Origin of the sequence: Flavobacterium notoginsengisoli, from assembly GCF_014207905.1 — a bacterium.
Taxonomy (GTDB): domain Bacteria; phylum Bacteroidota; class Bacteroidia; order Flavobacteriales; family Flavobacteriaceae; genus Flavobacterium; species Flavobacterium notoginsengisoli_A.
In genome coordinates this window covers 21,567-45,519 of the sequence record NZ_JACHLB010000005.1, presented here as the reverse complement: position 1 = coordinate 45,519, position 23,953 = coordinate 21,567, and the positions used below count along the sequence as shown (strand labels likewise).

General features: G+C 32.9%; 17 protein-coding genes. 6 read left to right on the top strand and 11 right to left on the bottom strand.

Annotated elements, in window-relative coordinates; all coding sequences use genetic code 11:
• Window positions 1-96: 96 nt before the first annotated feature.
• From HNP35_RS15285 to lgt, 6 genes are all read left to right on the top strand, one after another.
• Window positions 97-1,293 carry a pyridoxal phosphate-dependent aminotransferase gene (locus tag HNP35_RS15285; protein ID WP_184163860.1) on the top strand — a complete coding sequence of 399 codons (1,197 nt, stop codon included), beginning with the start codon at window positions 97-99 and terminating at the stop codon, window positions 1,291-1,293.
• Window positions 1,294-1,495: 202 nt separating this feature from the next.
• Window positions 1,496-2,167 carry a GTP cyclohydrolase I FolE gene (folE, locus tag HNP35_RS15280; RefSeq protein ID WP_184163857.1) on the top strand — a complete coding sequence of 224 codons (672 nt, stop codon included), beginning with the start codon at window positions 1,496-1,498 and terminating at the stop codon, window positions 2,165-2,167.
• 85 nt (window positions 2,168-2,252) lie between these two features.
• Window positions 2,253-2,618 carry a four helix bundle protein gene (locus HNP35_RS15275; RefSeq protein ID WP_184163854.1) on the top strand — a complete coding sequence of 122 codons (366 nt, stop codon included), beginning with the start codon at window positions 2,253-2,255 and terminating at the stop codon, window positions 2,616-2,618.
• A 63-nt stretch (window positions 2,619-2,681) separates the two neighbouring features.
• Window positions 2,682-4,163: a cysteine--tRNA ligase gene (cysS, locus tag HNP35_RS15270; protein ID WP_184163851.1), complete on the top strand. Its 1,482-nt coding sequence runs from the start codon at window positions 2,682-2,684 to the stop codon at window positions 4,161-4,163.
• An 88-nt stretch (window positions 4,164-4,251) separates the two neighbouring features.
• Window positions 4,252-4,500 (top strand): membrane protein insertion efficiency factor YidD, encoded by a 249-nt coding sequence (gene yidD, locus HNP35_RS15265; protein ID WP_184163848.1) that lies wholly within the window; start codon window positions 4,252-4,254, stop codon window positions 4,498-4,500.
• A 64-nt stretch (window positions 4,501-4,564) separates the two neighbouring features.
• Entirely contained in the window at window positions 4,565-5,497 is a 933-nt protein-coding gene (gene lgt / locus HNP35_RS15260; protein ID WP_184163845.1) for a prolipoprotein diacylglyceryl transferase, read from the top strand.
• Between the two features lie 57 nt (window positions 5,498-5,554).
• Here the strand turns inward: lgt and HNP35_RS15255 are convergent, their stop codons facing one another.
• The 11 genes from HNP35_RS15255 to HNP35_RS15205 form a co-directional block, all read right to left on the bottom strand.
• Window positions 5,555-6,163 carry an acyloxyacyl hydrolase gene (locus tag HNP35_RS15255; RefSeq protein ID WP_184163841.1) on the bottom strand — a complete coding sequence of 203 codons (609 nt, stop codon included), beginning with the start codon at window positions 6,161-6,163 and terminating at the stop codon, window positions 5,555-5,557.
• An 83-nt stretch (window positions 6,164-6,246) separates the two neighbouring features.
• A complete protein-coding gene (gene secDF, locus HNP35_RS15250; protein ID WP_184163838.1) occupies window positions 6,247-9,237 on the bottom strand; it encodes a protein translocase subunit SecDF in 2,991 nt (996 codons plus the stop codon).
• Between the two features lie 225 nt (window positions 9,238-9,462).
• The gene (gene mdh / locus HNP35_RS15245; protein ID WP_184163835.1) at window positions 9,463-10,398 is read right to left on the bottom strand and encodes a malate dehydrogenase; all 936 of its coding nucleotides are present in this window, start codon (window positions 10,396-10,398) and stop codon (window positions 9,463-9,465) included.
• Window positions 10,399-10,508: 110 nt separating this feature from the next.
• Window positions 10,509-12,449, bottom strand: a complete 1,941-nt coding sequence (gyrB, locus tag HNP35_RS15240) for a DNA topoisomerase (ATP-hydrolyzing) subunit B (protein WP_184163832.1) — start codon at window positions 12,447-12,449, stop codon at window positions 10,509-10,511.
• A gap of 279 nt (window positions 12,450-12,728) precedes the next feature.
• On the bottom strand, window positions 12,729-14,345 hold the full coding sequence (gene asnB / locus HNP35_RS15235) for an asparagine synthase B (RefSeq protein WP_184163829.1): 1,617 nt from the start codon (window positions 14,343-14,345) through the stop codon (window positions 12,729-12,731).
• A 316-nt stretch (window positions 14,346-14,661) separates the two neighbouring features.
• Window positions 14,662-16,338 (bottom strand): asparagine synthase B, encoded by a 1,677-nt coding sequence (gene asnB, locus HNP35_RS15230; protein WP_184163826.1) that lies wholly within the window; start codon window positions 16,336-16,338, stop codon window positions 14,662-14,664.
• A 550-nt stretch (window positions 16,339-16,888) separates the two neighbouring features.
• Window positions 16,889-17,338, bottom strand: a complete 450-nt coding sequence (locus HNP35_RS15225) for a hypothetical protein (RefSeq protein WP_184163823.1) — start codon at window positions 17,336-17,338, stop codon at window positions 16,889-16,891.
• Between the two features lie 65 nt (window positions 17,339-17,403).
• Window positions 17,404-17,934, bottom strand: a complete 531-nt coding sequence (locus HNP35_RS15220; RefSeq protein WP_184163821.1) for a GNAT family N-acetyltransferase — start codon at window positions 17,932-17,934, stop codon at window positions 17,404-17,406.
• A 133-nt stretch (window positions 17,935-18,067) separates the two neighbouring features.
• Window positions 18,068-19,822 carry a TonB-dependent receptor gene (locus HNP35_RS15215; RefSeq protein WP_184163818.1) on the bottom strand — a complete coding sequence of 585 codons (1,755 nt, stop codon included), beginning with the start codon at window positions 19,820-19,822 and terminating at the stop codon, window positions 18,068-18,070.
• A gap of 129 nt (window positions 19,823-19,951) precedes the next feature.
• Window positions 19,952-20,815, bottom strand: coding sequence for a PhzF family phenazine biosynthesis protein (locus tag HNP35_RS15210; RefSeq protein WP_184163815.1), 864 nt, complete (start codon window positions 20,813-20,815; stop codon window positions 19,952-19,954).
• 86 nt (window positions 20,816-20,901) lie between these two features.
• Window positions 20,902-23,916 carry a tetratricopeptide repeat protein gene (locus HNP35_RS15205; protein WP_184163812.1) on the bottom strand — a complete coding sequence of 1,005 codons (3,015 nt, stop codon included), beginning with the start codon at window positions 23,914-23,916 and terminating at the stop codon, window positions 20,902-20,904.
• Window positions 23,917-23,953: the final 37 nt, after the last annotated feature.

Below are 23,953 nucleotides of genomic sequence, written 5' to 3'. Positions count from 1 at the left end.
AATATATTTATTATTGTTACATTTTTGCAAGTACCCATATTGTTTACGTTAAATTCGAAAAAAAAATGCAAATTTGCACTTCAATAATTTGTACTCATGCCAACAATTTCACTCAAAGGCAAAAACATGCCTGAATCTCCGATACGCAAGCTGGCTCCTTTTGCAGATTTAGCAAAGAAAAAAGGACACAAAGTGTATCACTTAAACATTGGTCAACCGGATATCAAGACACCCGAAGTGGCCATCGAGGCGGTAAAAAATATTGATTTAACTCTTATAGAATACAGTCCGTCTGCCGGATATGAAAGCTATAGAAAAAAATTAGCTCATTTTTACCAGCGTCAAAACGTAAACGTTAACACAGAAGACATCATTGTTACAACTGGTGGTTCTGAAGCCTTACTTTTTGCGCTGGCCACAATTACAGATCCAGGAGATGAAATCATTATTCCGGAACCTTTTTATGCTAATTATCATGCATTTGCATCATCAACGAGCGCAACTGTAGTTCCTCTTGTTTCTACTATTGAAACTGCTTTTGCTTTGCCTAGCATTGAAGATGTAGAAAAACTGATTACACCTAAAACAAAGGCCATTCTGATTTGCAATCCTGGAAATCCGACTGGATACTTATATACAGAAGCAGAAATTAAGCAATTGGCGAGTTTAATCAAAAAACACGACTTATACTTAATTGCTGATGAAGTTTATCGCGAATTTTTGTATGATGGAAATGATGTTCATTTTTCTGTAATGAATCTAGAAGATGTACAACAAAACGTAATCATGGTAGATTCTGTCTCTAAACGTTACAGTATGTGCGGAGCAAGAATCGGATGTTTAGTCACTAAAAACAAAGAAGTTTTAGCGACAGTTATGAAATTTGCTCAGGCGCGTTTAAGTCCGCCCACAATTGAACAAATTGCTTGCGAAGCTGCAATAGATACGCCTCAAAGTTATTTTGACGAAGTAATTTCAGAATATAAAGAACGTCGTGATACTTTGATTGCTGAATTAAACAAGATAGATGGAGTTATTGTAACAAAACCAAAAGGAGCTTTTTATTGTATCGCCGAATTACCGATAAAAAATTCTGATGATTTTGCTCAATGGTTATTAGAAAGCTACGATTTAAATGGAGAAACTGTAATGATTGCTCCTGCAAAAGGTTTTTACTCAACTCCTGGAATGGGATTGAATCAAGTTCGTATTGCTTATGTTCTAAATAAAAAAGACCTAATTACAGCAGTAAACATTTTAAAAGAAGCTTTATTGGTTTATAACAACAGATAATCAATTGATTAAATAGAATTAAAAAAGGCAATAACCAATTCGTTATTGTCTTTTTTGCTTTTAATTAGCAAGATATAAATCTCGAAATTAAATTATCTTCAAAAAGGAGCAATTAAATCCTAAAAACCATAGAAAAGGTTTCCTATTTATTAATTATCTTTACCGCCTTAAAAAGGAATACACATACTAATAGTAGTTTTTAATGATAAACAACGAAGAATTTTTAGACGAAATAGGAGATAATCATTTCAGCAGTAATGCAAAGAACCCTTTAAGAGCGGATGCTTTTGACATAACTGACGAAGAAAAAATAGAAAAAATTAAAAAAGATGTTGAAAACATTCTACAAACTCTTGGAATGGATTTAACAGACGATAGCATTAAAGGTACTCCAAACCGAGTTGCTAAAATGTTTGTAAAAGAAATTTTTGGTGGTCTTAACCCAGCAAAACAACCAAAAGCTTCTACTTTCGACAACAATTACAAATATGGCGAAATGCTTGTAGAAAAAAACATTACCGTTTATTCTACTTGCGAACACCATTTACTGCCAATCATTGGACGTGCTCACGTAGCTTATATCTCAAGCGGACGTGTTATCGGTTTATCTAAAATGAATAGAATTGTAGAATATTACGCAAAAAGACCTCAGGTTCAAGAGCGTTTAACGATGCAGATTGTTCAAGAACTTCAAAAAGCTTTAGGAACAGAAGATGTAGCTTGTGTTATCGATGCAAAACACCTTTGCGTTAATTCTCGAGGAATTAAAGATATCGAAAGCAGTACTGTAACTTCTGAATTCGGTGGAAAATTCAAAGATCCTCAAACGAAAAGAGAATTTTTAGATTACATCAAATTAAATACTCAGTTTTAAATATTTTGTTTAATCGTTTATTTGTTTAATCGTTTAATCGAAAAAAGTTAAACAAATAAACGATTAAAAGATTAAACAAAAAAGCATGTACATTTTTTCCTTTGAAAAGCTTGAAGTGTGGCAAAATGCAAGGATGTTTATTTTAGATATTTATAAATTGACTAGTAAATTTCCATCAAATGAATTGTTCGGGATAACATCTCAAATAAAAAGAAGCTCATCATCAATTGCTACAAATATTGCAGAAGGGACATCAAGAAGCACTAATAAGGATAAAGCACATTTCTTAACAATCTCATATTCTTCTGCAATGGAAACTTTAAATCATTTAATAATTTCAAAAGATTTAAATTACTTATCAGAAATAGAATATATAGCATCAAGGGAAAAACTTGAAAAAATTTGTAATCAGATAAATAATCTAAAAAAATATTATCTTTCACAACAATAAATCCGATAATCCGAATTAAACAAAATTAACGATTAAACGATTAAACGATTAAACAAAAATACTATGCCTTTATATACATCGCAGCCATTAAAAATATACAATTCGCTTTCGGGTGAAAAAGAAGATTTCAAACCAATCCATGAAGGAAATGTTGGAATGTATGTTTGTGGACCTACAGTATATAGTAATGTTCACTTAGGAAACGTAAGAACCTTTATGTCTTTTGACGTAATCTTTAGATATTTTCTGCATTTAGATTATAAAGTTCGCTATGTTAGAAATATTACCGACGTTGGACATATAGTAGATGATGTAGATGAAGGTGAAGATAAAATTGCTAAAAAAGCACGTTTAGAGCAACTAGAACCGATGGAGGTTGTACAGCGCTATACGGTAGATTTTCACGATATCTTAAAATCTTTCAATTTCTTACCGCCAAGTATTGAACCAACTGCGACTGGACATATTATCGAACAGATTGAAATCATCAAAAAAATTATGGCAACTGGAATTGGTTATGAAGCCAACGGTTCCGTATATTTTGATGTTGTGAAATATAACGAAACCAACAATTACGGAATTTTAAGCGGCAGAAATATCGAAGATATGCTAGCTAATACTCGTGATTTGGATGGACAATCGGACAAAAGAAATCCGCAGGATTTTGCACTTTGGAAAAAAGCCGAACCAGAACATATTATGAGATGGCCTTCACCTTGGAGCGATGGATTCCCTGGATGGCACCTTGAATGTACTGCCATGAGCACCAAATATCTTGGAAATCATTTTGATATTCACGGAGGTGGAATGGATTTAAAATTCCCACATCATGAATGCGAAATTGCACAGAATGAAGCTTGTACAGGTCAATCTCCAGTAAATTACTGGATGCATGCTAATATGCTGACTTTAAACGGAAAGAAAATGGCAAAATCGACTGGAAATAATATTTTACCAGGCGAAATTCTTAGCGGAGATAACCATATCTTAAGCAAACCATTTTCTGCTTCTGTAACTCGTTTTTTCATGTTACAAGCACATTATAGAAGCATTTTAGACTTTTCTGATGATGCCATTGTTGCAGCTGAAAAAGGATATAAAAGATTAATGGAAGCTGTTGAAGCATTACCAAATATTGTTGCAGGAAAAACCAGTTCAATAGATTTTGAAGCGTGGAAACAGCTTTGTTATGATGCTATGAATGACGACTTCAATACGCCTATTTTAATCGCGCAATTATTTGAAGCTGTTCGTTTTATCAATCTATTAAAAGATGGAAAAGAAACTATTTCGGCTGAAGATTTAGAAAGTTTCAAAACTGCTGTAAATGCTTTTGTTTTTGATGTATTAGGTCTTAGCGATGAAAAAAGTGCTGACGCAGATAACGACAAATTAGAAGGTGTAGTTAATATGCTTATCGGAATGCGAAATCAAGCTAGAGCAGACAAAAATTTCGCTCTTTCTGATCAAATTCGCGATCAATTAATAGCTTTAGGAATACAGCTAAAAGACGGAAAAGAAGGTACATCGTTTAGCATTCAATAAAAATAAGTATTCAGTATTTAGATTTTTAGTGTTTAAATCGCACTTTAAGCAAACTGAACACTAAAAATCTAAATACTAAACTAAAAATATGTTTTCCAAAATCCTTATATATCCTTTTGTATTATTGGTTCGTTTTTACCAAACTGCAATTTCGCCATTTACACCAGCAACTTGCAGATTTGAACCAACTTGTTCCAGTTATATGATTCAGGCATTACAGATTCATGGTCTTTTCTACGGAGGTTTTTTAGGAATAAAACGTATTTTAAGCTGTCATCCTTGGGGCAGAACGGGCTACGACCCTGTACCAGAAAAGAAATGCAAACACAAACATTAACTTTTTGCCAATTGGTACTTTACATTAAACATTTATCTTTATATTTCTATAAAAAACATACTATATGACACACGCCCTACATTTAATATGGAATCCTTCTGAAGGAATTGATTTAGGATTTTTTATGATTCGTTATTACAGCTTAATGTTTGTAATTGCATTTGGATTAGGATGGTTCATAATGAAAAAGATTTTCGAAAGAGAAAATGAATCGCTTGAAAAATTAGACTCTTTATTTGTTTGGACTGTTCTTGCTACTTTGATTGGAGCACGTTTAGGACACGTTTTCTTTTATGATTGGGATTATTTTAAAGACCATTTATTAGAAATTATTCTGCCAGTTAAATTTGAACCAGAATTTCACTTTACAGGATTTCAAGGTTTAGCAAGTCATGGTGCTGCAATTGCTATTATAGTTGCTATGTATTATTACAGCAAAAAAATCTTAAAAAAACCAATGCTATGGATATTAGACCGTGTTGTAATTCCTGTAGCAAGTGGTGCTATATTTGTTCGTATTGGTAATTTTATGAATTCTGAAATTGTGGGAAATGAAACCACATCATCTTTTGGAGTTCGTTTTTTACATGATAAATTTGACAAATATCAAATTGTAGGCAAAACAGGAATTACCGATCCTAAAGAAGCTTATAATGCAGTTGTAACAAACCCAAAATTTGCTAATATATTAGCAGAAGTACCTGTAAAACATCCAACTCAATTATATGAGGCTTTTTGCTACATTTTTGTATTTGCAATTTTATACTTTTTGTATTGGAAAACAAATGCAAGACTTAAAACTGGACTATTATTTGGAATGTTTTTAGTTCTTCTTTTTGTTGTTCGTTTTATTGTAGAATTTGTTAAATCAAAACAAGGAGGTTTAGAAGATACATTAGGTTATTTCTCAACTGGACAATGGTTAAGTATTCCTTTTATCATAATCGGTCTTTTCTTTATCATTAGAGCTCAAAGAAATCCACTTGCAGAATCATAATAAAATTTCATAAATAAAAAAAAAGCCCAATATCTAAGATCTTGGGCTTTTTTTTATTTACAACTGATAAGATATACCAAATTCAATATTCTTCGTATTATAACCAGCATTTGTACTTCCTAAACCCGCATTAGATACATGCCTTAAGCTCGGACGAATATCAAATCTAAATTGATTACAATCAGCAGTTATACCTATAGCCAAAACATCTGCAAAAGCAAAACCACTAGACATTCGTTCTGTTTCCGTATCGGTAATCATTGGGCCAACACTTCCTAAAAGATAAAATGAATAATATTTAGCAAATGGTTTTCTAATTACAAAACCGATATTCAATACATATTCCCTAACATCTTTTAACTTCATATACTCAATCCTTTTCTCTTCGAAATTGGGAGTTTCAGGCTTTACAAAGTACAAATTAAGCAACTGATGTTTTCCAAAATTGATTTCAGGCTGAATCAAAATTTCATATTTAAAATTTCGGGATTCTTTAAAGCCATAATAAACTTGTACTTTGTAAAAGTTATTAGTAAAGGTATAATCCTTATTATTGAATTCACTTCCGAAACCATAACCTAACCCAATTCTAAAACGACTTTTTTGAGCATTTGCATTTAGCATCGCAAAGAAAAAAGCGGCACATAAAAATATCTTTTTTATCATATTTAGTTTTTATATCCTAAAACAAACATAAAAAAAAGATCCAGTTTTCACTGGATCTTTTTATGATTAAAAACAAAGTATAATTATGCTTTGTTGTGTTTGTCTTCAATTGTATGTTTCTCATCATTAGAAATCGTATCAACCAATACTGGTGTTGCGATAAATAATGAAGAATAAGTACCTACAATAATACCGATTAACATTGCAAAGATAAATCCTCTGATAGACTCTCCACCGAAGATAAACATCGTCAATAATACAATGATCATCATTAATGAAGTATTCAACGTTCTTGATAATGTAGTGTTAATAGAAGCGTTTACGATATCTTCGAAACTTCCTTTACGGTTTCCGATGATAAACTCTCTTACCCTGTCAAATACAATTACAGTATCATTCATAGAGTAACCAATTACAGTCAAAATCGCTGCAATAAAGTGCTGATCCATTTCCATGTGGAATGGCATGAATTTATAACATAAAGAGTAAATTCCTAATACAAAGATTACGTCATGCGCAACAGCTGCAATCGCACCTAATGAATATTGCCATTTACGGAAAGATACCATTAAGTATAAGAAAATAACTGCCATTGCCCCAAGAACTGCCCAGTATGAGTTAGTTTTAATATCCTCAGAGATAGAAGCACCAACTTTAGAAGCTTGTAATACACCTACTCTTTTTCCATCAAATGAATTGATGAATTTATCATAAGTAGTATTTGGGAAATATTTCTGTAAAGCAGCGTATAATTTTTGGTTTACTTCTTCATCGATAGCAACACCATCTTCTTTAATTTTATATTTAGTTGTGATTTTCAATTGATCATCATCACCTAAAATTTTAGCTTCAACTGGAGTACCAAAAGCAGCAGATAATTCATCTGAAACTACAGTAGCGTCTACAGCTTTTTCAAATTTCACTTGGAAAGTTCTACCTCCAACAAAGTCAACACCTTCATCTAATCCGTTAACGAAGAAGATAGAAACTAAACTTACTACTGTTACAATAGAAGAGAAGATATAAGTGAACTTTTTAACTTTAATAAAGTCAAAGTGGAAGTTTGTAAACCAGTTTTTAGTAATGTTTGTAGAGAAAGTTAAATCTGCTTTTCCTGCAATATTTCTGTCAATGAAAATTCTAGCAATAAAGATAGAAGTAAACAATGAAGTTACGATACCAATTAATAATGTTAACGCGAAACCTTTAATTGGTCCTGTTCCGAAAATAAACAAGATAGCTCCAGTTAAAACGTGAGTAACGTTAGCATCAATAATAGAACGCATTGCACCATGCCATCCGTAAGAAGCTGTTACAGCCTCTGAAAGTGATTTACCTTCACGCAATTCTTCTTTTGCTCTCTCGTAGATAATAATGTTCGCATCTACCGCTGTACCAAGTGTTAATACGATACCTGCAATACCTGGCAATGTTAATACGAAACCAAAACTTGCCATAATTCCGAATAAGAATAGTAAGTTTAATAATAAAGCAAGATTTGCATACCAACCAGCTTTACCATAATAGAATACCATCCAAACGCAAACTAATAAGAATCCTAATACAGAAGAAATTGTACCTGCATCAATAGCCGCTTGCCCTAAAGATGGACCAACAACTGTTGATTGAATAATATCTGCAGAAGCTGGTAATTTACCTGCATTTAATACGTTAGCTAAATCTTTAGTTTCAGCAACATCAAAAGAACCTGTAATTTCAGATCTTCCTCCAGCAATAGGACCACTTGTAACACCAGGAGCAGAATATACGATGTCATCAAGAACAATAGCGATATAGCTTTTTTGAGCAAATGCTCTACCTGTTAATTCTTCCCAAACTTTAGCACCTTGACTATTCATCTGCATAGAAACTGCAGGTTTACCCATTTGGTCAAAAGTATCTTTTGCATCAGTAACAACACCACCACTCATAGCTGGGTTATTGTCTCTGTTTCCTTTTAATGCATATAATTCAACAACTTCAAGATCTTTTGCCGATGCTAAATCTTTTGCTTTTTGATCTTTAATAGTAGTTGGTTTACTCCAAACAAATTTAGCATAATGCTGATCAGCAGCTAATAAAACTCTAATTTCTGGTCTTTTTAAATAACCATTGATTGCAGCAGTATCTTTTGTCGCGAAATAACCTAAAACTGGTCCACCACCTTGACCTACGATTTTATCAAATAAAGGATTGTTACCTTTTTTAACATCAGCAGAATCTTTAGAATCTGTTAATAAAGCATTTAATGAATCTTTAGCAACAGTTTTAGTTTCTACTTTAGCTACTTCTGTTTTCTTTAAAGCTTCGTTAGCAGCAACTAAGAAGTTTCCAATTTCTTCCATTTTATAGGTTTCCCAGAACTCTAATTGAGCTTTTCCACCTAATAATTTTTTAATTCTATCAACATCCTTAGCACCTGGAAGCTCTACTAAGATCCTTCCTGTTTCTCCTAATTTCTGGATGTTTGGTTGTGTAACACCAAATTTATCGATACGCTCTCTTAATACTTTAAAAGCACTTTCTACAGACTCATCAACTTTTCTTTTGATAACCTTCTGAACCTGAGCATCAGACATTTGAAAATCAACACCACCTTCTCCTTGAAGACTTCTGTTTGCAAAAATATCTGGAGATGCTAATTTCACAGAACCTTTTGAATTAGCTTCAAAAGCTTCAAAAAACTTACTTAAATATGTTTTATTTCCTTCTAAATTTGCAGATGCATCAGCTAATGATTTATTAAAAACTGGATTTTTAGAATTATTAGCCAAACCTTTTAATACATCTTTAATAGAAATTTGAAGAATAACGTTGATTCCTCCTTCTAAGTCAAGACCTTTGTTAAGTTGCTTGTTTTTCACTTCGTTATAAGTGAAATCAGTAAAACCAAGATTTAATACTTTTTCTTTACCAATAGAATCTAAATATTTCAGCTCTTTATCAGGATTGTCTCCTGCGAAAGCTTTAGCTTCACTTTTGACGCCATTTGCCACAAAAGTGAATGATAGTTGGTAAATACTTACCAATGCAAATAGAATTGCGAAAAATTTAATAAGTCCTTTATTCTGCATTATTACTAAAAATTAATTATGTTTTATTTTTGTTTTTGTTTTAAAGTCCCATAAAATAAGCCCTGACATGATTTTTTAAAACAAAAATACGAGATCACGAATTACCAATTTTTTTTTAAACCGAGCAAATATATAATTAACGAAAATATTAACCAATTTATTTATTAATTAATCTCAAAAAAAAAGCTGCAAAAGTGCAGCCTTTTCTCTTTTTTGCGGTTTTTATTATACTAAAATCGTTTTTAAGGCATCATTCATACTACGAACTGCATCTGCACTTTTCACGAATAATGCTTTTTCCTGATCATTTAAGTTAATATCTATGATTTCTTCTACTCCGTTTTTACCAATTATACAAGGAACTCCTATACATATATCATTTTGACCATATTCTCCTTCTACAAAAACAGAACACGCAATCATTTTCTTTTGATCATTCAAAATACTATCCACTAAATAAGCCACAGAAGCTCCAGGAGCATACCAAGCCGAAGTACCTAGTAAACCTGTAAGAGTTGCTCCTCCTACCATTGTATCTGCCGCTACTTTCTGCAATACTTCTTCAGAAAGGAATTGAGAAACTGGAATTCCATTATAAGATGCCAGACGTGTTAACGGAATCATAGTTGTATCACCATGACCTCCTATTACCATCGCCGAAATATCATTCGCAGGTTTATCTAAAGCAAGAGATAGATAAGTTCTAAAACGAGAACTATCAAGAGCACCGCCCATACCTATTATTCTATTTTTAGGAAGACCTGTAGCTTTTAAAGCCAAATAAGTCATCGTATCCATTGGATTAGATACAACAACAATAATAGTATTAGGAGAATATTTTAGTACATTTTCAGCAACACCTTTTACGATTCCTGCATTTATACCTATTAATTCTTCTCTCGTCATTCCTGGTTTTCTTGGAATTCCAGATGTTATTACAACAACATCACTTCCAGCAGTTTTAGAATAATCATTGGTAACGCCAGATACTTTTGTATTAAAACCTGTGTTTGTAGCACATTGTGTTATATCCAGCGCTTTACCTTCAGCAAAACCTTCTTTAATATCCAACAATACTACTTCGCTTGCAATTCCTCTATAAGAAATAACATCTGCACACGTAGCTCCAACATTTCCTGCTCCTACAATGGTAACTTTCATATTTTATACTTTATCGGTTATTAATATTGCCTATTCTTTAAAAAGACAATTCGTTTAATTGTCTAGTAAATTTAAACAATTAAACGAATTGAAATTATTAATTTTTCATTTTATGCATCAATATTTGCATAAACTGCATTTTTCTCGATAAACTCTCTACGAGGCGGTACTTCGTCACCCATCAACATAGAGAAAACTTGGTCAGCTTCTGCCAAACTATCAATATTTACTTGGCGTAAAGTTCTGAAATTCGGATCCATTGTAGTTTCCCATAATTGCTCCGCGTTCATCTCTCCAAGACCTTTATAACGTTGAATATTAGCACTTCCTCCCATTCTTTCGTTAGCTTGGTCACGCTGAACATCATTCCAAGCATATTCTTTTTTATTTCCTTTCTTAACCAAATATAAAGGTGGTGCTGCGATATATACGTGACCTTCTTCAATTAGTTCTTTCATGAAACGGAAGAAGAACGTTAATATTAAGGTAGAAATGTGACTACCATCGACGTCGGCATCACACATGATGATTACCTTATGATATCTTAGTTTTTCAAGGTTTAAGGCTTTACTATCTTCTGCAGTTCCTACTGTTACTCCTAAAGCTGTAAAAATATTTCTAATCTCTTCGTTTTCGAATACTTTGTGGTGCATTGCTTTTTCAACATTCAAAATCTTACCACGTAATGGAAGAATTGCTTGAAAGTTACGATCACGTCCTTGTTTTGCTGTTCCACCAGCCGAATCTCCCTCGACAAGGTAAACCTCACATCTTGCTGGATCTTGCTCTGAACAGTCAGATAATTTTCCTGGCAATCCGCCACCGCCCATAACGGTTTTACGCTGCACCATTTCACGAGCTTTTTTCGCCGCGTGACGTGCTTGAGCTGCCAAGATTACTTTTTGAATAATCACTTTAGCATCATTTGGATTTTCTTCCAAATAATTCTCTAGCATTTCTCCAACCGCCTGAGAAACTGGAGAAACTACTTCTCTGTTTCCAAGTTTAGTTTTGGTCTGACCTTCGAACTGAGGTTCTGAAACTTTTACCGAAATAATAGCTGTCAAACCTTCACGGAAATCATCTCCAGAAATTTCAAATTTCAACTTATCCAACATTCCAGAAGCATCTGCATATTTTTTAAGTGTTCTTGTCAAACCACTTCTAAAACCTTGTAAGTGCGTTCCTCCTTCGTGTGTGTTGATGTTATTTACATAAGAAAAAATATTCTCTGTATAACTTGTATTGTAGATTAAAGCAACCTCAACTGGAATTTCTCCTTTATCATTATCCATGCTGATAACATGAGAAACAATTGGCTCACGATTACCATCTAAATAACGGATATATTCTTTTAGTCCTTCATCAGAATGAAATACTTCACTTCTAAATTCACCTTTATCATCAACCTCTCTCTTATCTGTAAACGTAATCGTAATTCCTTTATTCAAGAAAGAAAGCTCACGCATACGTGCTGAAAGCGTATCGTATGAGAACTCAGTTGTCTGAGTAAAAATTGTATTATCTGGATAGAAAGTCTGGCGAGTTCCTCTTTTCTCAGTCTCTCCGATTTGTTTAACTGGATATAAAGATTTTCCTCTTTCGTATTCTTGCTCGTAGATTTTCCCTTCTCTAAAAACGGTAGATTTCATGTGAACAGAAAGGGCATTTACTACAGAAACCCCCACACCGTGAAGACCTCCAGACACTTTATAAGAGTCTTTATCGAATTTACCTCCAGCACCAATCTTAGTCATTACAACCTCAAGTGCAGAAACTCCTTCTTTTTTATGTAAATCAACTGGAATACCACGACCATTATCTTCAACTGTAACCGAACCATCTTCGTTTATTGCAACACTAATTGTATCACAATGTCCTCCCATCGCCTCATCAATAGAGTTATCAACAACCTCGTAAACCAGATGGTGTAGTCCTCGAACCCCTACATCACCAATATACATCGATGGACGCATTCTTACGTGCTCCATCCCTTCTAATGCCTGAATACTATCTGCTGAATAATTGTTCTTCTTGATTTCTTCGCTCATATAATTTATTGTAAAAAATGTAATTATTGTCTAACAGGCAAATATATAAAAATGCAAGCTATATATCCAGTAAAATACGACATAAAGCACTTAAGTTATTAACAGAATCCTCTGAAAAACCCAAAAATAAAACTAAAAGTTAATTTTTAAATTCCATTTTTTTAAAATTCCAAAATGATTATACCGCATAAAAAAACCGAAACTACATTTTTAATGCATTTCGGCTTTTACAATATTTCATTCCTAAATTGGAATTTGTTCTATTTTGAAATTTACCTATTAAACAGTTACTCCATTTTTTACCGTTTCAAAATTTCCGTTTAAGTGCGCAGCATTTGCTCTTCCACTTGGATCAAGATTTTCTTGCCATTTCGGAATCCATTTACGAACCGTTTGTGCTGCACTAACTTGTGGATAATACTTATGGAAAATTGAACGGTATAAGTAAGCTTCTTTTGTTGTAGGCGAATTGTACGGAAATTCTACGTTTGCTCCCGCTAGTTGCTCGTCTGTAACTTTAGAAGCACAATATTCAATCAATTCATCAACCCAATTATATCCAACTCCATCTGAAAATTGTTCTTTTTGACGCCATAACACTTCTGAAGGCAAGTATTGATCTTCAGCAATATCAAAAGCTTTTCTCAAAATATATTTTTCAATTCCATCGTAGGTTTTAGGCTGTTTTTCTTCTGTTTTAATTCGAATTGTAGTATCTAAAAAATCGGTATCCAAAAATGGAAATCTAACTTCTAAACCATGCGCCATTGTCGTTTTGTCTGCACGAAGCAAATCTGCCGTAAACAACTTCTGAACCCTTTCTATTGTTTCATCTTGAAATTCTTCTTCAGATGGTGCATTTCTAAAATATAAATGTCCGCCAAAAACTTCATCTGCGCCTTCTCCTGATAAAACCACTTTTACCCCTTGATCCGCTATTGCCTTAGACAACAAATACATTGGAACTCCAGATCTTACAGAAATAATATCATAAGTTTCAAGATGATAGATGACTTTTTCTAAAATCTCAACACCTTCTTCAACAGAAAAATGAATTTCATGGTGTTCTGTTCCTAAAAATTGAGCTACTTTTCTAGCTGCAATATTATCTGGAGCATCAGCACCTAATCCGATAGAAAAAGAATGCAGTTTCTCTCCTTTTTCTTTTAACAATCTTGATGTGACTGCAGAAATTAAAGATGTATCCAAACCTCCAGACAGCACCACTCCCAAAGGAACTTCAGCCAACAATCGTTTGCGTGTTGACTCTATTAAACTTTGACGAATAACCTCCAAATTTAAACCTTGAGTTGCCTTTTTATGATCCTCATATTCTGGATGATAATATTTTACAAAACCAGTTTTTGCCGTATAATAATGTCCTGGAGGAAAAGTTGAAAAAGACTTACACTGATCTGCAATTGATTTCATTTCTGACGAAAAATAAATACGCCCTCTTTCATCCAAACCATAATATAATGGTTTTACCCCAATCGGATCACGACCTGCAATGTACTTATCTCCATCGATTACAACAAATGCAAAATCTCCATCTAATTTATTACAAAAATCATATCCAAATTCTTCATAAAGGTGCACTATTACCTCAGAATCTGAATTTGTTCTAAAAGTATGATTTTTTAAAACTGTTTCTTTAAGTTCTTTATAATTGTAAATTTCGCCATCATGAACCATCCAGGCTTTACTTGTTCCTTGAATTGGTTGTTTTCCCGAATTAAGGTCAATGATTGATAGACTTTCATGGCAAAGTATGCTGCCATTTTCCATAATATGAATATCACTTTCATCAGGTCCGCGATAAGACATTCTTTCCGAAAGTTCTTTTACAAGTTTGGGGTCTTTTCCTTTACCAATTACGGCTAACAATCCAGACATAGTATTCTTTTTATTATTATATTGTATTGTACAAAACTAAAGTTAAACTGTACATTAAAAAATCATTAAAAATTTTCACTAAAAGCAAAACTAAATATTATTTTTTGCTTTCCTAATACTTTCCACATTAAAATCTTTGGAGACTTAATTTTATTTCGGAGAATGCCAAATATAAAAAAAGTAAGCTTACTAATTACCAAAAAATATTTATAAAGAGCTGAAATCTAGAATTTAACAATTTTAGACAAGAAAGACGTTCTTTTTCAAGAACGTCTTTCGGCAATATATATACTAATTCTAAAAATTAAACTCGCTGTTATGCTTTAACGTAAGCATCATCGTGAACGTTTGCTACCGCTCTTCCTGATGGATCGTTTAAGTTTTTGAAAGCTTCATCCCACTCTAAAGCAATTTTTGTACTACAAGCTACGCTTGCTTCCTGAGGCACACATAATGCCGCAGCATCACTTGGGAAATGTTCTGAGAAGATTGAACGATAGTAGTATTCTTCTTTTGAAGTTGGTGTCTGCAATGGGAATTTGAATCTCGCATTTGCTAATTGTTCATCTGAAACTTCTCTAGCTACCACTTCTTTCAAAGTATCAATCCAGCTGTATCCAACTCCGTCTGAGAATTGCTCTTTTTGTCTCCAGGCAACACTTTCTGGAAGCATATCTTCAAAAGCTTTACGAACCACCCATTTTTCCATTGGATGCTCTTTGTTGATCATTTTATCTTGTGGGTTGATGCGCATTGCCACATCCATAAATTCTTTATCTAAGAATGGTACACGTCCTTCGATCCCCCATGCTGCTAAACTTTTGTTTGCACGTAAGCAATCGTACATATGAAGTTTTCCTAATTTACGAACGTTTTCTTCGTGGAACTCTTTAGCGTTTGGAGCTTTGTGGAAATATAAATACCCTCCAAATAACTCATCTGCTCCTTCTCCTGAAAGAACCATTTTGATTCCCATAGATTTGATCACTCTAGCCATTAACCACATTGGAGTTGAAGCTCTTACTGTAGTTACGTCATACGTTTCTAAGTTGTAAATCACATCACGAACTGCATCCAATCCTTCCTGAATTGTAAATTTAATTTCGTGGTGAATTGTTCCAATATGATCTGCTACTTTTCTTGCCGCAGCTAAATCTGGCGAACCTTCTAAACCAACTGAGAAAGAGTGTAATTGTGGATACCAAGCATCTGTAGTATCATCTGACTCAATTCTTTTTTGCGCAAATTTTTTGGCTACAGCCGAAGTAATAGAAGAATCTAAACCTCCTGAAAGTAAAACTCCATAAGGAACGTCACTCATTAATTGTCTGTGAACCGCTGCTTCAAGCGCTTTTCTGATTTCTGGAATGCTGGTTTCGTTGTCTTTAACTGCATCGTATTCTGTCCAGTCTCTTTTGTACCATTGTACAAATTCGCCGTCTTTACTTGATAAATAATGCCCTGGAGGGAATAATTCAATTTTTGTACAGTATCCTTCTAATGCTTTTAATTCAGAAGCTACATAGAAAGTTCCGTGTTGATCCCAACCGATATACAATGGAATAATTCCCATATGGTCACGAGCTACGAAATATTCATCTTTATCTACATCATAAATGGCAAATCCGAAGATTCCATTTAGTTCATCCACAAAATCAACTCCTTTTTCTCTGTAAAGAGCCAAAATCACTTCACAGTCACTTTCTGTTTGAAAGTTATATTTTCCAGCAAATTGTTTACGTAAATCTCTGTGGTTGTAAATCTCACCATTTGCAGCCAAAACCAATTTTTTATCTTCTGTAAATAAAGGTTGTTTTCCTGAAGCTGGATCTACAATTGCCAAACGCTCGTGAGAAAGAATCGCTTTATCATTACTGAAAATACCGCTCCAATCTGGTCCACGGTGACGAATGATTTTTGACATTTCTAATACTTGAGGTCTTAACGCTTCGGCTTTTTGTTTAAGATCAAAGGCACATACAATTCCACACATAATATTCTATATTTTAATTTTAAGTTTTTAATTTGATAAGGCAAAGATGTAATATTAGTTACAATTGAAAAACACAAATATCAATTTCAATTACAAATACAAACCAAAATAACCAATTTACATATAAAATGTAAAATTTAGAAGTAAAAATAACCTTGAAACTTGAAAATTTTAATTTGGAGTCAAAAACTGCTTTAAAATTGAAAGTATAGAGTGGTTTTTGAATTAATTTTTGAGTTATTTTAATATCAATGAAAGATTCGTAAAGAGGAGATATTAAACCGTTTTGAAATTATAAATTCAACAATAGTTTATCAAATATAACCCGTGGTTTCAACCATCGGACGCAATACATTACACGTGTCCCATGGTTGAAACCATGAGTTATGTTTAACAAAAGACAAAAATTAACAACATACTTCGCGGAGTTACTTGCGAAGATTTCTCGTTCCTCGAAATGACAAACTGCATGGAATTACTTTATGTCTATCTTTAGAAAGCTTTGTCAAAGTTTAAAACTTTGACAAAGTTCCAGACTTAGTAACTAAGATTATTCAACACTTTGAATCGTATAATGTGTCTTATTAATTTCAAATTGAAACCCAACTTTATTTCCCATTAAATGATTTCCTAAAGGGGATTGAGGAGAAAGTGCGATAACATTAATTCCGTCTATTGCAATTTTAGGAAGAGCAACACTTACATAAAGATAAATTCCGTTTGCTTTTACTAAACTTCCTAAGACAATATTCTCTGTTGTTTTAAGCGGATCAATTTTATCTAAAATGGCAATTTGACTGATTGCTTCTTTCAGTTTATTCGTCAATTTTTCCTGCTCGATATGCATCATCGATAAGGCCGTTTCGTGTTTGTCGCCAGCAGAACCTTTTGCATCGTTTTTTGAATCTTCGGTCAAGTTCGAAATCATGTCTCTAAAAACATCAATTCTGTCCTGAACCATTTGAGTATAATGTGTATATATTTTTTCTTTGAAAGTCATTTTTTAAAAGGTACTGAGGTTCTGAGATACAAAGGTGCAAAGGTTTTTTTTCTTTGTCTCAATTTTTATTCGAAAAATTCTTTTGGATAAACTACTTCTCCGCTTACTCCTTTTAAACCATTTTCTATCAATGAGATTACCATACAATTTTCAGATGGCACATCGAACGGCATTTTGATATTGTATTTTTCACAGAGTTCATATCCAAATCTTGGGTAGTAATCTTGATGTCCAAGTAAAATAACTGATTTATATCCTAACTTTTTTGCAACTTCATGTCCGTACAAAATGAGTTTTGAACCAATTCCTTTTCCTTGAAATTCAGGCAGAACTGAAACTGGAGCAAGAGCTAAAGATTCAAACGAATCAGAATCATTTACAACTTTCAATTTGGTAAATAAAATATGTCCAACGATTTTGCTTTCAATTTCAGCAACAATCGATAATTCTGAAATAAAAGCTTCAGATTTTCTTAACCTTTCTACCAAAAAATGTTCTTTATGATCGCTGTATTCTTCCTTTTCAAAAGCTTTTTCTATTAATTGAAAGACACTTTGAAAATCATTTTCATTTTCTTGACGTAATTTAACTTCCATGTCATAAAATTAAAAAAAACAGCCACGAATTCACGATTCTACTCCAAAAAAATCATGAGTTCATGGCTGAAAAAAAAAGGCACTTTATTTTTTTATAAAATCTTAGTGCCTTAGTGTCTTTGTGGCAATAAGCCTAAAAATCAAACTTATAATTTGCTCCTCCTAAAACCTGGAAACCTTGCACTGGATAATTCAGCCATTTTTCATAAGCTTGATTTCCAATATTATTTAGTTTTAAGAAAAATGTCAAACGCTCGCTGAATTTATATCCTAAATGTGCATTGGCATCAAAATAACTTTTCAAAGTTATAACCTGCGGATCTGTTGTAAGAGCCATGTTTGACTGCATATCTTTTCTTTCTCCAACATAAAACACATTCAATCCTGCATACCACTGCTTAGTTATATTAACGTCTAAAGTTGAACTTAATTTCATTGAAGGCAAATTCCATGCTTCAACTGCATTATCTGTATTATAACTATTAAAAGTTCCGTTTATTCCGAATGTTACATTTTGAGAGAAATCAGCTTTTAATTCTGCATAAAATCTTAATGTTCTAATATTTTCATAAACGACTCCAAAAGAATTTCCGAAAGCATAGTCTTCATTTGTAATTACTTCTGTATAATCATTAGCCTTAAATAATGCTTTGCTTTTTTCATTCAAATATGAACCTGTCACATTATAGTTTACATTATTAGCTAATTTTCCTTTTAAACCAGCAAATACATTGTATTGAGTACTAGACGGACGCATATTTAAAGTTGGTGATAAAAAAGGATTTTCTGTCACAAAATCAGCATAAGAATTCTGTTTTAAACCTCCATTTACTCCCGTATAAAAAATCATTAAATCGCCCACTAATTTATAAGATGCATTTACTTTTGGATAAAAATAAAATCTGTTTCCACTATTTTCAGAATCTCCACTGTAGAAAATTCCAGCTCCTAATTCTAATGTCCAATCATTTTCGTTGATTACAAAACTTGGCTCGATTCCAACATTTGTTAAACTATATTTTATTGGTTCAATATTATCGTGCAAATAATTATTTTCAAAAGAGCCACTTACATGATCTACAATTACATTGGTTTTAATTGCCTGATCCATTACATCAACTGTAAAAGTAGGTTTTACATAAAATCTATTTTCTGATGAAGAATAACTATCTGAAAAACGAGTAAATTTTGCCGCAAGATCACTAAAAATACTTTCTGTAAATTCTGCATTTCCACCAAGCCAAATCGTATTATAAGAATGATCTGGATTGATACTATTCACTAAAGCATAACGCTGATCCGGAATTGTTGAACCAAAATCAGAAGGAAGTCCGTACCAATTGTAGATTTGATTTTGATAGCCTAAATCGACATTCCAGTTATTATCTCTGTTATTTTGACCGTAACCTATATTAATTGCCGTATCGTAAAATTCATCATTCAATTCCAAATCTTTAATTCCTCCCTGCGAAGAATGATGACGAAACATTCCTGCCACATAATCATTATTGCCTAAATCCTGATTAACAAATAACTCAGCATTTAAAGTACTGTAATTTCCAACACCTAAAGTCGCATAATTATTAAACAATCTTTCTTTTTTTGCTTTTTCCACACCTTCCGCTTTTCCTTTAGAAGGCGTAAAAGTTGAAGCCACTGGAACAGACAAAATACTGTATTTAATTACTTCTTTCGGCTGATTTCCACTATCGTCAAGCGAAGGATTTTCTTTTACTTTAAAAGCATCTGATATAGTAGGCGAATACGGTTTTACAACGTTTACAGTTTCAGTACCAATGCTTTCATTTTTCTTAACTTGCGCAATCGAAAACTGACCTACAAATAATACTAGTAAAACGATAATTTTATACTGGCAATTTAATTTCATATTTATATCATTTTGTGAAATGTTGTTTGTAAAATGTGAAATGCGTCTTTCAACCTCATTTGCTTTTTTACTTTTTACATCTCACTTTTTACATTATCTAATTTTCTAATTATCTTAATTATCTAATTTCTAAGCTTCCCACTCTCCTTTAGCCACAAACTGAGCTTTTCCTCCGATTTTAATATCGAACTGATCATTTTCTAATTTCCCTTTAAAATAAATTTCAGACGGACGACCAATGTAATCTCCCTGATGGTTTGTCACTTCAATTTGAGGAGAATGATATTTTAAAAGATACGCCTGCAAACATGTACTGGCACTTCCCGTTGCGGCATCTTCAACCAATTGATTGTTTTCTACACATAACATTCTGGTTGCCAGCTTTGAATCTTCGAAACTATAAAAATACAGTCCTCTATGATCTGTTTTACAATGCTGTTTCAGCCATTTATCGGTTTTATCTTTATCTAAAACTAAATTTTCTAAGGCTCTTTTGCTGTTTAATGGAACAATTACAAATGCACTTCCCGTAGTCACTTCTTGTATCAAATATTGATTATCAAAATCATCAATTGTCAAGTTGCTGAATGATGGAAAATCTTCTTTTGCGAAAACATCCCAAAACTTAGGCTGTGCTGCTTTTAACCAAATCAAATCCTCAGTTTTATTTATCGCAATTGGTCCAATCGGAACTTCTAATTTTATTTCAGATGGAGCATTTTCGAATATCTTATTCATCAAAACCCATGAAGTTCCAATTATCGGATGTCCTGCAAATTGCATTTCATGCGCTGGTGTAAATATTCTAATCTCTGCTTTATTATTTTCTTTGTCTAATTTTGTGACGAACGTGCTTTCCGCAAAATTAATTTCACGAGCAATCTGCTGCATTTCCTGTGAACTCAAATTCTCTGCATCCATAAAAACCGCCAATTGATTTCCGGCATATTTTTTATCGGCAAAAACATCAACTATATAAAAGGGTAAACTCATTTTTTTTCTTTTTTTCTTTAAGAGTCAAAAGCAAAGAGAAAAGACCTTTTCTTTCTTGGTTCTTGCTTCTTTCTTCTTTTTTTTCTCTATCTATTAATCGACGAATTTGTTTTTGACTCTTCCGCTTTAATAGCACTTAATTCTTTTTTCGCTTCTTCTACGACATCTGGGTAATCTGTAAAATTATTGATTACGTTATCCAAAATATAAGTTGCTTGATAACTGTCTTTTAATCCGTAGAAGTTTTTCGCCATCAACACCAAACCTTTCGCTCCGTAATATTTGTAAGCCGAATAACTTTTTGCCAATTTCTGAACCGCAGTATTCGAAGCATCATATTTTCCTTCTTTGGTTTTAAAGTATGCATCATAATACAAAGCTTCGGCTGCTAATTCTCCTTTAGAAGTTGTCATTAATTTAGCGTAAGCAGTTTTTGCTTTATCTTCATTTCCGGTTTGAATTGCAGCACGCGCTACAATAATTTGGGCATCGGCTTTTACTCCCGCATCCGATTTTGGATTTTCTAAAACTTTTTCAGCGGCAATAACTGAGTTATCATAATCTTTTTTGTCATAATAACATTTCATCAAGTTTGCCTGCGCGAAAGTTTTATTCTGCGGATAATCCGCTTCGCTTTCTAAACGTTTTAAAACTGGAATTGATTTGTCGCAGTCTTTTGCTTTTAAGTAAATTTGAGCCAATCTGTTTAAAGCTTGCTCTGTAAATTCACTTCTTGGCTGATCTGCAACATATTGATAATTTGCTGTTGATTTCGTCTCTGAACCTTCTGCATAATACAGCTGTCCTAAATAGAAATTAGCTTCTAAAGCATGTATACCGGTTGGAAATTTGTTCACATAACCCGTAAATCCTGTAATCGCAGCTTTACTATTGTTTTGACTATATTGTTTGAAAGCCGCATCATAAGTATCGTTATCCAATTCAGCATCTGAAACTTCAACGAAATCTAACGTACGAACCCACGTCGCATATTCATCTACTTTTCCAGAATCAACATAAATTAATCTTGCTGTTGAAACTGCTTCTAAAGCTTCTGGAGTTTTTGGAAACTCCGCAGCCACTTTTTTGAATTTCGTTAAAGCCTGCTGATCACGATCTGAGTTGTAATAAATCAAACCTTGTTTTAAGATTGCTTTTGAAGTAAAAGATCCGTTTTGGTATTCAGAAATTAACTGATCGTATGTTTTTAAAGCCTGATCGTTTTTCTTTTCAGCAACGTAAGTATTTCCTAATTCGAACAAAGCATCATCACGATAAGATGACTTTTTATACATCTGAAGGAAGTTATTCAATTCATCAACTTTCTTTCCATTGTTAGACATAAATCCATAAGAAAGTGCTTTTTGGAATTGTGCATAATCAGCATCAACGCCTTTTGCTGCAATTGCTTTTCCGTATGCTTCATTTGCAGCGCTGTATTTTGAAGTTACAAAACGACAATCACCTAAGCGTAAATAAGAATCATTTAAACGTACTTTATCCGAAGGAGAATTATCAATCTGAGCCTGAAAAGAGTTTGCCGCCTGATCGTATTCTTTCAACTTAAAGTAAGTGTAACCAATATTGTAATTGATGTTTTTATATTCGTCTGTAGCTTTTGCAGCAGCCATTCCCGCAAATTGCTTGTACGTTAATAAAGTATTCTGCATATCATCGTTTAAATATTCTGTTTCTGCTTTCCAAAAAGTTGCACGTGCTGTAAATTCAGGTGTTTTTTGTTCGCTAATAGCGCTTTTAAACATTTTTCCTGCTTCCTGATAATTCGATTCATTGTACAATTCTACTCCACGATAAAAAAGTACTTTTTGATACGCCGCTTTATTTTCTCCAGTTCTGTTTTTTTCTAATAATGCTAAAGCTTCTTTGTAGTTTTTAGAAGAAATATAAGAATCAACCAACAACTTCTCTACTTCTGAACGGCTTGAGTTATTTGGATATTTTTTCAAGAAATCTAATAGAATTCCAGGAACAGCCTGATAAGCATTTCCAATATCGTAACTCAATTTAGCATAATTTAAAGCTGCATCTTCTTGAATTTGCGCATTAAAATCCATTTCAGAGGCATTTTTAAAAGCATTTAAAGCTTCTTGTTTTTTACCGATATTTAAATAACTTAAACCTAAATGATAGTAAGCATTCTGTGCAACGAAGTCTTTTCCTTCGATAATTTTATTGAATTGAGAAATCGCTTTTTCATAGTTTTTCTGCTCATAATAAGCATATCCTAACTGATAAAAATCGGTATTATTCCATTTTCCTTTTTTACCTGCATATTTTTCTAAATAAGGAACCGCTTTATCGTATTGTTTTAAATTGAAATAGCTTTCTCCAATAATTTTATTCAATTCTGATTTTTCTATTTCATTCGATTTAGCCATTGCTGTCTGCCCTAAATCAATTGCTTTTTGGAAATTACCAAGCTTAAAGTTCATATCAGCTTGATAGTACGAAAGCTTTTCTTTGTACTTTTCTTCGCCCGAAACTTCATCAAAATATTTTGTAGCTTCTTTGTAATCGTCACCTTCATAAGCCATAAATCCTAAATAATATTTGGCTTGAGAACCATATTCTTTAGAATTTACCACTTTATTAAAGTAGTTAGTGGCTTCTTTTTTCTTTTTAGCATTAAAATAGCTGTAGCCTTTCATAAAGTTGAACTTATCAGATTCCGCTTTACTCATATAACTTTCATCTACTTTATCAAACCATTGCAATGCTTTTGGGTAATTTCCCTGTTCAAAAAAGAACTGAGCTGCTTCTATGTAAGCTTGATTTTGTTTAGTGCTGGTTGGATAATCGTTAACGAATTTTTCTACCAATGCATCTGCATTTGCTTTGTTGGTTCTAATCGCACAATTGGCAATATAAAATGCACAGTCTGACTGTACTTCTTCGGTAACGCCACTATTTTTAACATGTTCAAAAATAAGCTGTGCCGAAGCATATTGTTTATCATTATATAAAGCCAGTGCTTTGTCAAAATCCTTTAATTCGTAAGTATATATAGCTGATTTTTGTGCCGAAACTGTGGTCGAAATAAGGATAATTTGGAATAAAAAGAACCAGGAAAGTTTACGCATTTTCAAAATATTTAGTATTCAAATGTATCATTTTATA

Coding starts and splice junctions, on each gene's coding strand:
- mdh (WP_184163835.1), bottom strand. CDS start 10,398: ATGAAAGTTACCATTGTAGGAGCAGGAAATGTTGGAGCTACGTGTGCA.
- HNP35_RS15210 (WP_184163815.1), bottom strand. CDS start 20,815: ATGAGTTTACCCTTTTATATAGTTGATGTTTTTGCCGATAAAAAATAT.
- secDF (WP_184163838.1), bottom strand. CDS start 9,237: ATGCAGAATAAAGGACTTATTAAATTTTTCGCAATTCTATTTGCATTG.
- HNP35_RS15205 (WP_184163812.1), bottom strand. CDS start 23,916: ATGCGTAAACTTTCCTGGTTCTTTTTATTCCAAATTATCCTTATTTCG.
- HNP35_RS15225 (WP_184163823.1), bottom strand. CDS start 17,338: ATGACTTTCAAAGAAAAAATATATACACATTATACTCAAATGGTTCAG.
- HNP35_RS15215 (WP_184163818.1), bottom strand. CDS start 19,822: ATGAAATTAAATTGCCAGTATAAAATTATCGTTTTACTAGTATTATTT.
- cysS (WP_184163851.1), top strand. CDS start 2,682: ATGCCTTTATATACATCGCAGCCATTAAAAATATACAATTCGCTTTCG.
- asnB (WP_184163826.1), bottom strand. CDS start 16,338: ATGTGTGGAATTGTATGTGCCTTTGATCTTAAACAAAAAGCCGAAGCG.
- lgt (WP_184163845.1), top strand. CDS start 4,565: ATGACACACGCCCTACATTTAATATGGAATCCTTCTGAAGGAATTGAT.
- HNP35_RS15275 (WP_184163854.1), top strand. CDS start 2,253: ATGTACATTTTTTCCTTTGAAAAGCTTGAAGTGTGGCAAAATGCAAGG.
- HNP35_RS15220 (WP_184163821.1), bottom strand. CDS start 17,934: ATGGAAGTTAAATTACGTCAAGAAAATGAAAATGATTTTCAAAGTGTC.
- yidD (WP_184163848.1), top strand. CDS start 4,252: ATGTTTTCCAAAATCCTTATATATCCTTTTGTATTATTGGTTCGTTTT.
- folE (WP_184163857.1), top strand. CDS start 1,496: ATGATAAACAACGAAGAATTTTTAGACGAAATAGGAGATAATCATTTC.
- asnB (WP_184163829.1), bottom strand. CDS start 14,345: ATGTCTGGATTGTTAGCCGTAATTGGTAAAGGAAAAGACCCCAAACTT.
- HNP35_RS15285 (WP_184163860.1), top strand. CDS start 97: ATGCCAACAATTTCACTCAAAGGCAAAAACATGCCTGAATCTCCGATA.
- gyrB (WP_184163832.1), bottom strand. CDS start 12,449: ATGAGCGAAGAAATCAAGAAGAACAATTATTCAGCAGATAGTATTCAG.
- HNP35_RS15255 (WP_184163841.1), bottom strand. CDS start 6,163: ATGATAAAAAAGATATTTTTATGTGCCGCTTTTTTCTTTGCGATGCTA.